Origin of the sequence: Microbacterium sp. NFH-22A-Y (genome assembly GCF_021401375.1) — a bacterium.
GTDB lineage: Bacteria > Actinomycetota > Actinomycetes > Actinomycetales > Microbacteriaceae > Microbacterium > Microbacterium hominis.
The window spans coordinates 140,533-155,128 of the sequence record NZ_JACBGF010000003.1 but is presented as its reverse complement, the minus strand read 5'-3'; the positions used below and the strand labels follow the sequence as shown (position 1 = coordinate 155,128).

The 14,596-nt window shown below is 70.5% G+C and carries 15 protein-coding genes; 3 read left to right on the top strand and 12 right to left on the bottom strand.

Annotated elements, in window-relative coordinates; all coding sequences use genetic code 11:
- Positions 1-16: 16 nt before the first annotated feature.
- Positions 17-559 (top strand): TetR/AcrR family transcriptional regulator, encoded by a 543-nt coding sequence (locus tag L0965_RS11730; RefSeq protein WP_101306205.1) that lies wholly within the window; start codon positions 17-19, stop codon positions 557-559.
- Positions 560-670: 111 nt separating this feature from the next.
- Here L0965_RS11730 and serA read toward each other — a convergent pair whose 3' ends face one another.
- From serA to L0965_RS11680, 10 genes are all read right to left on the bottom strand, one after another.
- Positions 671-2,275, bottom strand: a complete 1,605-nt coding sequence (gene serA / locus L0965_RS11725) for a phosphoglycerate dehydrogenase (protein ID WP_101306204.1) — start codon at positions 2,273-2,275, stop codon at positions 671-673.
- A 102-nt stretch (positions 2,276-2,377) separates the two neighbouring features.
- Positions 2,378-2,749, bottom strand: a complete 372-nt coding sequence (locus tag L0965_RS11720) for a hypothetical protein (RefSeq protein ID WP_060958424.1) — start codon at positions 2,747-2,749, stop codon at positions 2,378-2,380.
- Positions 2,746-3,282 (bottom strand): hypothetical protein, encoded by a 537-nt coding sequence (locus L0965_RS11715; RefSeq protein WP_060958423.1) that lies wholly within the window; start codon positions 3,280-3,282, stop codon positions 2,746-2,748. Before L0965_RS11715 ends, L0965_RS11720 begins: the two co-directional genes overlap by 4 nt.
- Complete coding sequence (locus L0965_RS11710) at positions 3,279-4,004, bottom strand: copper homeostasis protein CutC (protein WP_101306203.1); 726 nt, start codon at positions 4,002-4,004, stop codon at positions 3,279-3,281. The genes L0965_RS11715 and L0965_RS11710 overlap by 4 nt, the downstream gene beginning before the upstream one ends.
- A gap of 106 nt (positions 4,005-4,110) precedes the next feature.
- Positions 4,111-5,136, bottom strand: coding sequence for a ketol-acid reductoisomerase (ilvC, locus tag L0965_RS11705; RefSeq protein WP_060958421.1), 1,026 nt, complete (start codon positions 5,134-5,136; stop codon positions 4,111-4,113).
- A gap of 71 nt (positions 5,137-5,207) precedes the next feature.
- On the bottom strand, positions 5,208-5,717 hold the full coding sequence (gene ilvN, locus L0965_RS11700) for an acetolactate synthase small subunit (RefSeq protein WP_036290481.1): 510 nt from the start codon (positions 5,715-5,717) through the stop codon (positions 5,208-5,210).
- 1 nt (position 5,718) lies between these two features.
- Positions 5,719-7,518, bottom strand: a complete 1,800-nt coding sequence (locus L0965_RS11695; RefSeq protein ID WP_101306202.1) for an acetolactate synthase large subunit — start codon at positions 7,516-7,518, stop codon at positions 5,719-5,721.
- A 59-nt stretch (positions 7,519-7,577) separates the two neighbouring features.
- Positions 7,578-9,284: a dihydroxy-acid dehydratase gene (gene ilvD / locus L0965_RS11690; protein ID WP_101306201.1), complete on the bottom strand. Its 1,707-nt coding sequence runs from the start codon at positions 9,282-9,284 to the stop codon at positions 7,578-7,580.
- Between the two features lie 9 nt (positions 9,285-9,293).
- The gene (gene otsB / locus L0965_RS11685; protein ID WP_101306200.1) at positions 9,294-10,076 is read right to left on the bottom strand and encodes a trehalose-phosphatase; all 783 of its coding nucleotides are present in this window, start codon (positions 10,074-10,076) and stop codon (positions 9,294-9,296) included.
- On the bottom strand, positions 10,073-11,491 hold the full coding sequence (locus L0965_RS11680; RefSeq protein ID WP_101306199.1) for a trehalose-6-phosphate synthase: 1,419 nt from the start codon (positions 11,489-11,491) through the stop codon (positions 10,073-10,075). Before L0965_RS11680 ends, otsB begins: the two co-directional genes overlap by 4 nt.
- Positions 11,492-11,534: 43 nt before the next feature.
- Here L0965_RS11680 and L0965_RS11675 point away from each other — a divergent pair, with 43 nt between their 5' ends.
- The gene (locus L0965_RS11675; protein ID WP_101306198.1) at positions 11,535-11,789 is read left to right on the top strand and encodes a hypothetical protein; all 255 of its coding nucleotides are present in this window, start codon (positions 11,535-11,537) and stop codon (positions 11,787-11,789) included.
- A gap of 42 nt (positions 11,790-11,831) precedes the next feature.
- Here the strand turns inward: L0965_RS11675 and L0965_RS11670 are convergent, their stop codons facing one another.
- Positions 11,832-12,272 carry a GNAT family N-acetyltransferase gene (locus L0965_RS11670; RefSeq protein WP_060958415.1) on the bottom strand — a complete coding sequence of 147 codons (441 nt, stop codon included), beginning with the start codon at positions 12,270-12,272 and terminating at the stop codon, positions 11,832-11,834.
- Between the two features lie 74 nt (positions 12,273-12,346).
- Positions 12,347-13,855: an MFS transporter gene (locus L0965_RS11665; protein ID WP_232783894.1), complete on the bottom strand. Its 1,509-nt coding sequence runs from the start codon at positions 13,853-13,855 to the stop codon at positions 12,347-12,349.
- Between the two features lie 81 nt (positions 13,856-13,936).
- Between L0965_RS11665 and L0965_RS11660 the strand changes: the two genes are divergently transcribed.
- Entirely contained in the window at positions 13,937-14,563 is a 627-nt protein-coding gene (locus L0965_RS11660; RefSeq protein WP_101306196.1) for a TetR/AcrR family transcriptional regulator, read from the top strand.
- The last annotated feature ends 33 nt before the right edge of the window (positions 14,564-14,596 follow it).

The window sequence follows — 14,596 nt, the reverse complement described above, 5'->3', positions numbered from 1 at the left end:
GGATAGCATCGAGACCATGAGTCGCCCTCCCCTGGCCCGCGAGAAGGTGCTGGACGCCTTCGAGGCGATCCTCGTGGACGACGGTGAACGCGCGGCGACGATGGATGCCACGGCCCGCTCAGCGGGCGTCTCGAAGGGCGGCCTGCTCTACCACTTCGCCTCGAAGGAACTGCTCGAGGCCGGCCTGATCGAACGCCTCCGCGCGCTCGTGGAGGACGACGTGGCGGCGATGTCGAGCTACCCGGGCGGCCCCATCGCCCACTACCTGCGGTCGTCGGTGATGTCCAACGACCCGATCGACCGCGCCATCCTCGCCGCCTCGCGCCTGGCGCAGGGCGGGAACGCGCAGGCCGCGGAAGCGCTGCGCGAGGTGCGGGAGAAGTGGGCGGACGCCCTGCGCCCGTACGCCCCCGACGGCGCCGCGCTGGATCTGGTCATGCTCGTCGGCGACGGCCTGTACTTCAACAACGCCCTGTCGGGCGGCTCGATCCCCGGGCCGGTCCCCCGCGGCGACGCGCTCGACGCGCTCGTCGCCCTGGTCGAGCGCGCGGTCCGCTGACCCGGGGGCACCGCGTCTCGACTCGTCGCTGCGCTCCGCGCTCGACGACCGGGAAGAGGCGGCTCCCCCGGTCGTCGAGCGAGCGCCGCGAGTCGAAACGCCCTGCGGGCCTCAGGCCTCGCTGATCTCCAGCTGGCGGAACAGGTCGGCGCCGATCGCTGCACGCGTGTCGTCCAGGATCGCGTCGGGCACGGGCTGGTCGACGGTCAGCACCGAGAGGGCGCGACCCGAGGCATCCGGCTGCGCGACGAACAGGCCCGCGATGTTGATGCCGGCCTCCCCGAGCTTCTGTCCGTAGATCGCGACGATGCCGGGACGGTCGGCGTAGCGCATCACGAGGTGGTGCTTCTCGATCGGCACCTCGATCTCGTAGCCGTTGATGCCGACGATCTTCGGCACCATGCGCGTGCCGGCCAGGGTGCCGGCGACCGTCAGCACGGATCCGTCGGACAGCGTGCCGCGCAGGATCGTGATGTTGCGGTACAGGGGGCTGTCGGCCTCGACGATCAGGCGGGTCTCGATGCCGCGCTGCTCGGCGAACAGCGGCGCGTTGACGTACGACACGTTCTCGCTGACGATCTTGGTGAAGATGCCCTTGAGCGCCGCCAGGCGGTAGACGCTCACGTCGTAGGCGGCGAGCTCACCGCGCACCTCGATGTCGAGGCTCGTGAGCGCGCTCGTCGCGAGGCCCGAGAAGACCTGCCCGAGCTGCTCGACGAGCGCGATGCCGGGACGCACGAACGGATCGATCACGCCACCGGCGACGTTGACGGCGTCGGGCACGAGGTCGCCCTCGAGGGCGAGCTTGACGGAGCGGGCGACCGAGATGCCGGCCTTCTCCTGCGCCTCGTCCGTCGAGGCCCCCAGGTGCGGGGTGACGACCACGTTCGGCAGCGACAGCAGCGGGAACGCGGTGCCCTCCGGCGTGGGGGGCTCGCTCGTGAAGACGTCGAGACCGGCCCCGGCGATCTCACCGGTGGTGAGGGCCGTGTACAGCGCCTCCTCGTCGATCAGTCCGCCGCGGGCGACGTTGACCACGTAGGCGGTCGGCTTCATCCGCGCGAACTGCTCGGCACCGATCATGCCGGTCGTCTCCGGCGTCTTGGGCATGTGGATCGTGATGAAGTCGCTCTGCTCGAGCAGGTCGTCGAGGCTCAGCAGGCTCACTCCGAGCTGCTGGGCGCGCGTGGGGGTGACATACGGGTCGTACGCGACGACCGTCACACCGAACGCCTGCAGCCGGGCCGCGATGAGCGCCCCGATGCGGCCGAGGCCGATGATGCCCACCGTCTTCTCGAACAGCTCGGTGCCGGTGAACGAGCTGCGCTTCCATGCGCCCGCCGCGAGCGACGCGTGCGCGGCCGGGATGTGGCGCGCCAGGCTCAGGATGTGCCCGACGGTCAGCTCCGCCGCGGAGATGATGTTCGAGGTCGGCGCGTTGACGACCATGACGCCGGCGGCCGTCGCCGCCTTGATGTCGACGTTGTCGAGGCCCACGCCCGCACGCGCCACGACCTTGAGCACGGGAGCGGCGGCGATGGCCTCGGCATCCACCTTCGTCGCCGAGCGGATCAGGATCGCGTGCGCCTCGGCGATCGCCGACAGCAGCGCCGGGCGGTCGGTGCCGTCGACCTGACGGACGTCGAAGTCCGGCCCGAGGGCGTCGATCGTGGCGGGTGAGAGTTCTTCGGCGATGAGGACGACGGGCTTGGACACAGCGGCAGGACCTTTGCGAAGGATGGGATCGGTGGAAGGATGCCAGCCTACCGGTCGTGCCGCCCTGCCCCCGACCGTGTGACGGCCGGGAAAACCCGGCTCTCAGCCGATCATCGACGTGCCGGAGGGCCCGACGCTGTAGGTCAGGATGTTCAACCAGAACACCGCGACGACGCACAGCCCGGTGACGAGCACGAGCGAGAACTGCCACCACGAACGCCGCCAGCCCACGGCGAAGGCGACGCCGAAAGCGACGAGCGGGAAGACCACCGACAGCAGCAGGACGAACCAGCCGTAGCCGTTGAGGGGCTGTGCGCCGGATGCCGCCTGGACGAGGAAGTCCACGGCGTTCCAGACGAAGTACGCGTAGAAGAGCCCGAAGAGCACCGAGATCGTCACGATCAGCCAGGTCGGCAGCGCGCGCCGCTTCCCTGCGGCCACGGGGGTCGTCGCGGAGGACGTGTCCGGGGTCATCGTCCCACCGCCCCGACCAGGATGAAGGGCCACGGCACGAGGAGTGCGAGTCCGCCGAGCAGGAGCAGCACGCGGATCCAGGCCTTGGCGAGCCGGGTGAGCACGAACACCGTCAGGAACCACAGCGCCGGCGCCGCGACGGCGAGCCAGAACGCGACCGTGTACCCGACGGGGCTGACCAGGAACTGGGCGGTGCCCTGCAGCCGCAGTCCGCCGATGATCCAGCCGATCGTGAAGAGGAGGTAGGCGCCGGCGAGGATGCCGAACGTCACCAGCATCGCGTTCGACAGCTGTGCGGGCTCGTCCGGCATGGTGACCGTGCCGTCGGCCTCGATGCGGCCGACCTCCGCGCTCCCCTTCCCCACGGCCGTGTAGCCGTCGGGGAGGGCGAGGGGCTCCGCCGCGGGCTCATCGTCCTCGATCGGCGCGCCGTCCGCGACCGCCGTGTCGGCGCCGGGCCGGTGGCCGACATCGAGCGTGGGGTCGTCGTCGCCGTCCCAGCTGAGGGCGTCGTCGTCGCGTGGTGTGCTCACGCTTCGAGCGTAGCGCCGACCGCGGCCACCGCCGCCGCCACGACCGCGGCGTCGGTGACGTCGTGGCCGCTCGCGCCGCCGCCGGGCCCGGCGGGCGTGTCGCGGCCGGCGACGGCTCGCGCCGACAGATGCACGGCGTCGACGCCGGTCGCCACGATGGCCGGGATGTCGGGCACGCGGATGCCGCCGCCGGCCATGATCTCCACGCCCGCCCCGAGTGCGACGAAGCGGCGCAGCGCGCCGACCCCGTCGATGGAACGGTCGGCCCCGCCCGAGGTGAGAACCCGGTCGACGCCCAGCTCGGCGAGGCGCTCGAGCACCGCGAGCGGATCCGCGGACGCGTCAATCGCCCGGTGGAAGACGAGCGTGAGGTCGCCGGCGGCCTCACGCCAGCGGCGCAGCGCCTCCGCGTCGACCGCGCCGGCGGCCGTCAGCGCACCGACGACGACGCCCCCGGCGCCCGCACGCGCGATCGCGGCGATGTCGGCGGCGACCAGGGCGACCTCCTCGGCGTCGTAGACGAACCCGCCGCCCCGAGGGCGCACCAGCACATTGACCGACTCTCCCCCGACGCCGGCCACCGCGGCCTCGACGAGTCCGATCGAGGGTGTCAGGCCGCCGACGCCGAGCGCCTGGCACAGTTCGAGACGGGAGGCTCCGGCATCCATCGCGGCGCGGGAGCCCGCGGCATCCTGCACGGCGATCTCGACGGCGACGGTCATGACCGCCACGCTAGCAAAGGCGAAGGCCCGACCCCCTTGTGAGGGGGCCGGGCCCGTGTGGCTTTCGCAAGCCTGCTCGGCGGGTGTGCCGAGGGTCTGGACGGGATCAGCGCGCGGCGGATCCCTCGGTGTAGTCGGCGTCCTGCTGCTTCCACGCGAACAGGGCACGCAGGTCCTTGCCGACGGCCTCGATCGGGTGGGCGGCGGCCTTCGCGCGCAGCTCCTGGAACTCGGGCGCACCGGCGTCCTGGTCGCCGATGAAGCGCTCCGCGAACGCCCCGGACTGGATGTCGGCGAGCACGCCCTGCATGTTCTCCTTGACGCGCGGGTCGATGACGCGCGGGCCGGAGACGTAGTCGCCGTACTCGGCCGTGTCGGAGACCGACCAGCGCTGCTTGGCGATGCCGCCCTCCCACATGAGGTCGACGATGAGCTTCAGCTCGTGCAGCACCTCGAAGTAGGCGATCTGCGGCTGGTAGCCGGCCTCGGTCAGCGTCTCGAAGCCGTACTGGACGAGCTGCGAGACACCGCCGCACAGCACCGCCTGCTCGCCGAAGAGGTCGGTCTCGGTCTCCTCGGTGAAGGTCGTCTTGATGACGCCGGCACGGGTGCCGCCGATGGCCTTCGCGTACGAGAGCGCGGTCTCCCAGGCGTGACCCGACGCGTCGCGCTCGACGGCGATGATGTCGGGGATGCCGCGACCGGCGACGAACTCGCGACGCACCGTGTGTCCCGGCGCCTTCGGGGCGACGAGGATGACGTCGACACCCTCGGGCGCGTCGATGTAGCCGAAGCGGATGTTGAAGCCGTGGGCGAAGGCGAGCGTCTTGCCGGCGGCGAGGTTCGGCTGGATGCTGTCGCGGTAGATGCCGCGCTGGTGCTGGTCGGGCGCGAGGATCATGATCAAGTCGGCCCAGGCCGCCGCGTCGGCGACGCTCTTGACCTCGAATCCGTCCTCCTGCGCCTTCGCGATGGACTTCGAGCCGTCCTTGAGCGCGATGACGACCTCGACGCCCGAGTCGCGGAGGTTCTGCGCGTGCGCGTGACCCTGCGAGCCGTAGCCGACGATCGCGACCTTCTTGCTCTGGATGATGGACAGGTCGGCGTCGGAGTCGTAGAAGATCTCAGCCATGGTGTGTGTTTCTCCTTGGTTTCTTTCCGGTCGTTGAGCGGGCGCAGCGCGTCGAGACGCCCGCGAGAGGTTCAGCCGCGCAGGACGCGTTCGGTGATGGACTTGCCGCCGCGGCCGATCGCGAGCAGACCCGACTGGGCGAGCTCCTTGATACCGAACGGCTCGAGCGCGCGCAGGATCGCGTCGATCTTGCCGCGATCGCCGGTCACCTCGACGACCAGCGCATCGGTCGCGTAGTCGACGACCGAGGCGCGGAAGAGATTCACGACCTCGATCACGTTGGAGCGCGTCTGGTTGTCGGCGCGCACCTTGATGAGCATGTGCTCGCGCTGTACGGATGCCGCGGGCTCCAGCTCGACGATCTTGATGACGTTGATCAGCTTGTTGAGCTGCTTGGTCACCTGCTCCAGCGGCAGCTCCTCGACGTCGACGACGACCGTGATGCGGGACAGGCCCGGCACCTCGGTGACGCCCACCGCGAGGGACTCGATGTTGAACCCGCGACGGGCGAACAGCCCCGCGACGCGGGTCAGCAGGCCCGGCTTGTTCTCCACCAGGAGGCTCAGGACATGACGGCTCATCTCAGTCCTCCTGATCGAAGCTCGGGGCGTGGTCGCGCGCGTACTGGATGTAGCTGTTACTGACGCCCTGCGGCACCATCGGCCACACCATCGCGTCGGCGGAGACGACGAAGTCGATCACGACCGGGCGGTCGTTGGTCTCCAGCGCCGTCTGGATGGCGGCATCCACGTCTTCCTCCTTCTCCACGCGGATCGCGAGGCACCCGTAGGCCTCCGCGAGCTTCACGAAGTCGGGGATGCGGATGCTGCCGTGGCCCGTGTTGAGGTTGGTGTTGGAGTAGCGGCCGTCGTAGAACAGCGTCTGCCACTGGCGCACCATGCCGAGGCTCGAGTTGTTGATGATCGCGACCTTGATCGGGATGTTGTTGATCGCGCAGGTGGCGAGCTCCTGATTGGTCATCTGGAAGCAGCCGTCGCCGTCGATCGCCCACACGACGCGGTCGGGTTCGGCGACCTTGGCCCCCATGGCGGCGGGGACGGAGTAGCCCATCGTGCCGGCTCCACCGGAGTTGAGCCACGCGTTGGGGCGCTCGTACGTAATGAACTGCGCGGCCCACATCTGGTGCTGGCCCACGCCCGCCGCGTAGACGCCCTCGGGGCCGGTGAGCGCGCCGATGCGAGAGATCACGTACTGCGGCGACATCAGTCCGTCGCTCGGCTGCGTGTAGCCGAGGGGGAACTCGTCACGCAGGCCGTCGAGGTACGACCACCACTCGGCGATCTCGGGCTTCTGCCCCTCCGCCGCGCCGCGGAACGCCGCGTCGAGGTCGACGAGCACGTCGCGCACGTCGCCGACGATCGGCACGTCGGCCGTGCGGATCTTCGAGATCTCGGCGGGATCGATGTCCACGTGCACGACCTGCGCGTTCGGGGCGAACAGCGCCGCCTTGCCGGTGACGCGGTCGTCGAAGCGGGCGCCGAGCGCCACGATGAGGTCGGACTCCTGCAGGGCCAGCACCGCCGGCACCGTGCCGTGCATGCCCGGCATCCCCAGGTGCTGCGGGTGCGAGTCGGGGAACGCGCCGCGCGCCATGAGCGTCGTCACGACCGGGGCGCCGGTCGTCTCGGCGAGGGTGCGCAGCTCGACGGCCGCCCCGGCGCGGACCACGCCGCCGCCGACGTACAGCACCGGCTTGCGCGCGGTGACGAGGAGCTGGGCCGCGGCCTGGATCTGCTTGCCGTGGGCCTTCGTGACGGGGCGGTATCCGGGCAGCTCGATCTTCGGCGGCCACACGAACGGCGCCTCGGCCTGCTGCGCGTCCTTGGTGATGTCCACCAGCACGGGGCCCGGACGGCCCGTCGAGGCGATCTCGAAGGCGGCCGCGATGGCGCCGGGGATCTCCGACGCCTCCTTCACGAGGAAGGAGTGCTTCGTGATCGGCATCGTGATGCCGACGATGTCGGCCTCCTGGAACGCGTCGGTGCCCATCAGGGTCGAGAACACCTGGCCGGTGATCGCGACGATCGGCATCGAGTCCATGTAGGCGTCGGCGATCGCGGTCACCAGGTTGGTGGCGCCCGGACCGCTCGTCGCGATGGCGACGCCGACCTTGCCGGATGCCGCGGCGTAGCCCTCGGCGGCGTGGCCGGCGCCCTGCTCGTGGCGCACGAGGATGTGGCGCAGCGCCGTCGAGTCCATCAGGGGGTCGTAGACGGGGAGGATCGCGCCGCCGGGCAGGCCGAAGACGTCGGTCACTCCGAGGAGCTCGAGCGAGCGGACGACGGCCTGGGCGCCGGTCAGCACCGGTGCGGAGGATCCTCGGGCGGGTGGTCGCGGCACGGCCGCGGTGTCGAGAGACATAGTGGTACCTCGGGTGTCGGATGCGTGTGAGGGCGGCTTCCCGCCCTGGAGTCTCGGCCTCAGCCGGTCGTCGCGCCCTCCGCTGCGGAGCGCACGAGTTTCGAGTACTTGGCCAGAACGCCACGGGTGTAGCGCGGGGGAAGCGGCTCCCAGCCGTCACGGCGGGAGTTCAGCTCTGCGTCGTCGACGAGTAGGTCGAGAGTGCGAGCCGCGATATCGACCCGTATCAGATCACCATCGCGCACGAAGGCGATAGGACCTCCGTCCACCGCTTCGGGTGCTATGTGGCCGATGCACAGGCCGGTTGTGCCGCCTGAGAATCTGCCGTCCGTCAAGAGTAGTACATCTTTTCCGAGCCCCGCGCCCTTGATGGCCGCGGTGATCGCGAGCATCTCCCGCATGCCGGGGCCGCCCTTGGGGCCCTCGTAGCGGATGACGATGACGCTGCCGGCCTCGATCTCGCCGGCTTCCAGGGCATCCATCGCGCCGCGCTCGCGCTCGAACACCCGCGCCGGGCCCTCGAACACCGACGCGTCGAAGCCGGCGGTCTTCACGACGGCGCCCTCGGGGGCGAGGGTGCCGTGCAGGATCGTCAGGCCGCCGGTCGCGTGGATCGGGTCGTCGAAGGTGTGGATGACGGTGCCGTCGATGGGGTCGGGGTCGAGCTCGCGGAGGTTCTCGGCGAGCGTCTTTCCGGTGACCGTGAGGGCGTCGCCGTGCAGCAGGCCCTCGTCGAGCATGGCCTTCATGATGACGGGGATGCCGCCGTGGCGGTCGACGTCGTTCATGACGTACTTCCCGAACGGCTTCATGTCGGCCACGTGCGGCACCCGGTCACCGATGCGGTTGAAGTCGTGCAGGCTGAGCTCCACCTCGGCCTCGCGCGCGATGGCCAGAAGGTGCAGCACGACGTTGGTCGAGCCGCCGAGCGCCATCGCGAGGGCGATCGCGTTCTCGAACGCCTCCTTCGTGAGGATGTCGCGGGTCGTGATGCCCTGGCGCAGGAGGTTGACGACGGCCTCGCCCGAGCGGTGCGCGTAGTAGTCGCGGCGACGGTCGGCGGACGGCGGGGCCGCCGAGCCCGGAAGGCTGAGACCGAGCGCCTCCGCCACCGAGGCCATCGTGTTGGCGGTGTACATGCCGCCGCAGGCGCCCTCGCCCGGGGCGATGGCGCACTCGATGCGCTTGAGGTCCGCTTCGCTCATCTTGCCCGCGAGGCAGGCGCCGACGGCCTCGAAGGAGTCGATGATCGTGACGTCCTTCTCCGTGCCGTCCGACAGCTTCACCCAGCCGGGGGCGATCGAGCCGGCGTAGAGGAAGACGCTCGACAGGTCGAGGCGAGCGGACGCCATGAGCATGCCCGGGATCGACTTGTCGCAGCCGGCGAGCAACACGGTGCCGTCCAGACGCTCGGCCATGACGACGGTCTCGACCGAGTCGGCGATGACCTCGCGCGAGACGAGCGAGAAGTGCATGCCCTCGTGACCCATCGAGATGCCGTCCGAGACGGAGATGGTCCCGAACTGCAGGGGGTAGCCGCCGCCGGCGTGCACGCCCTCCTTGGCTCCCTGAGCGAGCCGGTCGAGGCTCAGGTTGCAGGGGGTGATCTCGTTCCAGCTGGAGGCGATTCCGATCTGGGGCTTGTCCCAGTCCTCGTCGCCCATGCCGACCGCACGGAGCATGCCGCGGGAGGTGGTCGCCTCGATGCCGTCCGTGACGACACGACTGCGGGGCTTGATGTCGATGGTGGGATCGCTGTCCGGCATCCTCGAAGTCTATTCCCGCAGGGTGTCGCGTTCGCGCGCGAGACCCGACAGCAGCGCCGCCAGTTCGGAGATGCCGTCGACACGCACCGTGGCGGCCGTCGCTCCCCCGCCGACGCGCACGCCCACGTCGCCGGACTCGAGGCTGCGCAGGGCGTCCTCGTCGGTGACGTCGTCGCCGGCGAACAGCACGGCGGTCGCACCGGTGCGCTCTCGCAACCGCGCCACAGCGCCGTCCTTGCCCTCGGTGCGGAACGCGTACTCGAGGATGTCGTGGCCGTCGCGGCGGCGCCAGTCGGGCGCTTCGACGGCCATGAGCCGGGCGATCGCGTCGTGCGCCCGTGCCGCGCGGGCCGGATCGGCGACCAGCCGTGTGTGCAGCGCGAACCCGAACTGCTTCGGCTCGATCCATGCGCCCTCGGCCTGCGCAGCCAGCGCCTCGGCGCGGCGGCGCAGGTCGTCGCGGAGGGCGAGGAGCGCGGCATCCGCACTGTCGGCGTCGCGATCGTCGTCAGAGGCGGGCCAGTGCTCGGCGCCGTGGGATCCGGCGAGCAGCACCGGCGAGGCGTCGTCGTGCTCCGCGATGATGCGGAGGTCGTGCAGAGTGCGCCCCGAGACGAGGGCGACCGTCGTCGCGGGCGCGCGCACGAGAGCGTCGACCGCGGCGCGGGCGTCCGCGGTCATCCGCGCCGCCATCGGCTCGTCGATCAGCGGCGCGAGGGTGCCGTCGAAGTCGAGCGCCACCAGCAGACGCTCGGTCCGCGCGAGCGCGGCGACGGCCGGAGCGAGGCTCACGACCGTGCCTTCACGGCGTCGAGGTCGGTGAGGAAACGACGTGACCAGTCCGCGACGTCGTGATCCCGCACGCGGCGGCGGAGTCCTCGCATCCGCCGCGCCTGTTCGGCGGGCTGCATGTCGATCGCGGTCATGATCGCGTCCTTGAGACCGTCGATGTCGTGGGGGTTGACCTTCACCGCCTGGGCGAGTTCGTCCGCCGCGCCGGTGAACTCGCTCAGCACGAGCACGCCGCGACTGTCGACCCGGCTGGCGACGTACTCCTTCGCGACGAGGTTCATCCCGTCGCGCAGCGCCGTGACGAGCATGACGTCGGCGGCCAGGTAGAGCGCGACCATCTCCTCGCGCGGATACGAGTGGTGCAGGTATCTGATCGCGGTGTGCCCCACCGTGTCGTAGTCGCCGTTGATGCGTCCGACGGTGAGCTCGATCTCGTCGCGCAGCTGCATGTAGGCGGCCACGCGCTCCCGGCTGGGGCTCGCCACCTGCACGAGCGTGACGTCCTCGACCTCCAGGCGGCCCTCCTCGAGAAGCTCGCCGTAGGCCTTCAGCCGGTGGCCGATGCCCTTGGTGTAGTCGAGGCGGTCGACGCCGAAGAGCACCGTCTGCGGGTTGCCGAGGCTCTCCCGGATCTCCTTCGCGCGCGCCTGCACCTCGGGCCGGCGCGCGATCTCGTCGTACAGCTGCGCGTCGATGGAGATCGGATACGCCTTCGCCACCGCGGTGCGCACCGAGCCGTCGTCGGCCACGATGCGGATGGTGCCGGACTTGGTCTCGAAGCCGAGCTGGCGACGGACCGCGTTCGTGAAGTTGCCGGCATCCTGCACCCGCTGGAAGCCGATGACGTCGGCGCCCAGAAGTCCCGACAGCACGTGTCTGCGCCACGGAAGCTGGGCGAACAGGCCGTATGCCGGGAACGGAATGTGGTGGAAGTAGCCGATCACGACGTCGGGGCGCATCGCGCGCAGCAGGCGCGGGACCAGCTGGAGCTGGTAGTCCTGCACCCACACGATGGCGCCCGGGGCGGCGACGGATGCCGCGGCCTCGGCGAACCGCTCGTTGACGCGGACGTAGGCCTCCCACCACTCGCGATGGTAGGCCGGCGGCGAGATGACGTCGTGGTACAGCGGCCAGATGGTGTCGTTGGAGAAGCCCTCGTAGTAGAGCTCGACGTCCTCATCGGTGAGGGTCACCGGGACCAGCTCCATGCCGTCGAGCTCGAACGGCTCGAGTTCCAGCCCCGCGGTCCCGGGCCACCCGACCCACGCACCCCCGGTCTGCTGCAGCACCGGCTCGAGCGCGGCGACGAGGCCTCCGGGCGAGCGCCGCCACCCGCCCTCGACGCTCGGGTCGTGGTCTACGGGCAAACGGTTCGACACGACGATCACGTCGGCCTTGGACTTCCGGTCGCTCACGCGGCTCCTCTCGGCAGGCGTGGGTCCAGGCTAACGTGGTCCCATGCGCAAGTACCTGTTCGGGACCGGGATCATCTCCGCCGTCACCAGCGGCCTCGCCCTGCTGCGCGGCCTCCGTGGCGACGTGCCCTTCACGTGGCGGCAGGCTCTCGCGTGGCTGAGTTGGGGCATCACGCTCGCGCTGTCGATCGGCACGATCGTCGACACGTACCGCGCCTCGCGCGGAAAGCTCGTGGCGACCGACTCGCCGCTGCGGGGCAGCGAGGAGAAGTTCCTCGCCAAGCGCCTCTCCCGCTGACGGCGGGTCCCCTCTGCGCGTCCGCGGCCGACGGATGCCGGGTCAGAGCGCGATCTGGTAGTGCACGAAGCCGGTGTCCTCGGCGACGCGGTCGTACAGGGTGCGCGCCGTCGCGTTGCCGCTCTGGGTGAGCCAGTAGACCTTCGCCGCCCCCTCGATCTGCGCGCGGTCGCGTACGTGGGCGATGAGCGCACGCCCGACGCCGCCGCCACGGACATCCGGCGAGACGAACAGGTCCTCGAGGTAGCAGTACGCACCGATGCTCCAGGTGGACGGGTGGAAGAGCCAGTGCACGAGGCCGACCGCACGTCCGTCGTCGTCGCGCGCGATCGCCCCGCGCAGCGCCCCGCCCTCCACGAGCCGGCGGAAGACGTCCGCGGTGACCTCGTCGGTCAGCTCACTCTCGTAGAACGTGAGGTAGCCGGCCCAGAGGGCGGCCCACTCGTCATGGTCGGCGGCGGTCAGCGCTGCGATGGTCACCATCCGGTGAGACTATCGCGACGACGCGCGCCGCCCGGCGTCGCGAGGCGACGTCCGGACGGCGCGCGACGGCCGCCTCAGTGGGCGAGCACCGGCTCGGATGCCGCGTCGGGCGCCGGGGCGCCGGCATCCCCCGCCGCAGCGGCGCCCTTGCGTCGGAAGGCCACCGCGGAGATGAGCGCACCGAGGCCGAATGCCCCCGCACCCCACCAGTACGCCGTCGCGTAGCTGTGGATGGCCGCGTCCGCGAGCACGTCCGGCGTCACGGGTGTGTGCGCGGCGACGAAGTCCGCCGCGGCGGTGGCGGCGAGGGTGTTCAGCAGTGCCGTGCCGATCGAGCCGCCCACCTGCTGCGAGGTGTTGACCATCGCGGAGGCGACGCCGGCGAACTCGCGGTCGACGCCGAGGGTGGCCGTCTGGATCGACGGCGGCATGATCGATCCCATACCGAGCCCCAGCAGCATCAGGGCCGGCAGCACGTTCGCGGCGTACACGCTGGAGCGATCCAGGAACGTGAGCAGCACCATGCCCGACATGGCCAGCAGCATGCCGATCGGAACCATCGTCTTCGGACCGAACCGCGGCAGGAAGATGTTCGTCGACAGCTGCGCGCTGAGCACCAGCATCGCGATCATCGGGAGGAACGACAGCCCGGTCTGGATCGGGGAGTAGCCGAGCGTGGTCTGGAGGTAGTAGGTCACGAACAGGAAGATCCCGAACATCCCCGCGCCGGCGATGAGGATCGAGCTGTACGCGGCCGCCCGGTTGCGGTCGAGGACGATACGCAGGGGCAGCAGCGGATGCGCGGCCCGGCGCTGCCACAGGACGAAGGCGACGAGCAGCACGCCCGACGCGGTGAGCATGCCCCACGTCAGCGGCGCATCCCAGCCGTCGGTCTCCGCGTGGGCGAACCCGTAGACCAGGGCGAAGAGGGCACCGGACACCAACACCGTCCCGGGCACGTCGAGCTTCGGACGCGGGCCCGTCCGCGGGATCGTGTGCACGAAGAAGATCGCGCCGATCACGGCGATCACCGCGATGACGTCGTTGATGTAGAGGTTCCAGCGCCAGCTCAGGTCCTCCGTGAGGATGCCGCCGAGCAGGAGCCCGATGGCGCCGCCGGCACCGGCGATCGCACCGAAGACGCCGAAGGCGCGACCGCGCTCCTTGGGGTCGGTGAAGGTCGTGGTGAGCACCGCGAGCGCCGTCGGCGCCAACAGTGCACCGAAGGCGCCCTGCAGCGCCCGGGCGAAGACGAGGAGTCCGAAGGTGTCGGCCATGCCGCCGAGGGCGGAGGCGAGCGCGAAGCCGAGGAGCCCGATGATGAAGGCGCGTTTGCGTCCGATGAGATCCGACAGGCGGCCGCCGAGCAGGAGCAGGGAGCCGAAAGCCAGGGAGTAGGCCGTGATGATCCACTGCCGGTCTCCGTCGGAGAACTGCAGGTCGGCCTGCGCGGCGGGCAGGGCGATGTTCACGACGGTCGCGTCGAGCACGACCATCAGCTGGGCCAGCGCGACGACGGCGAGCGTCAGCCAGCGCCGGCTGGAGTGCGCCGCCGCAGCGGCTTCGGGTGAGGAGGAGGTCATGCGGGAGATTCTATACGACACTCGCCAGTTCCGAAACCAAATAGTTCCTGAACACGCCGGTTCCTGAACTACACTGTTCTCATGACTGACACCACCCTCAGCGCCGAGGACGTCGACCCCGCCCCCAAACTCGGGCGCAAGCGCGATCACTCGCGGGATCCGGAGATCCTCGCCGCAGCGCTCGACATCCTCGCCGAGAAGGGCTACGAGCGCATGACGGTCGACATGGTCGCCGCGCGTGCGCGCGCCGGCAAGGCGACCCTCTACCGGCGCTGGCCGTCGAAGGCCGAGCTCGTGATCGATGCGGTGGCCTGCATGAAGAGCGGCTCCCCCGCCGATCTCCCCGACACGGGCTCGCTGCGCGGCGACCTCGTCGCCAACATCAAGGCTCCCGTGATGAAGGACGGTGAGCGCAAGCTCCGGATCATGGCCGGGATGGTCTCCCTCATGTCGGAGTCTCCCGAGTTCGCCGACGCCGCGCGCGCGGTCATCGTCGAGCCCCGTTCCGCCGCGCTGCGCGTGCTCATCCAGCGCGCGATCGAACGCGGTGAGGTCGCGTCCGACGTCGATGTCGCCCTCGTGGCGCAGGTGATCCCGGCCATGACGGCGTACAAGACCCTCATGCTCGGCACCGCCGTCGACCGCGACTACATCATCGCCCTGGTCGACGACATCCTCCTGCCCGCACTCGGGCTGCGCCCCGCCTGACCCGTCGCGCGCGGGTGTCGCCCCGCGCACGCC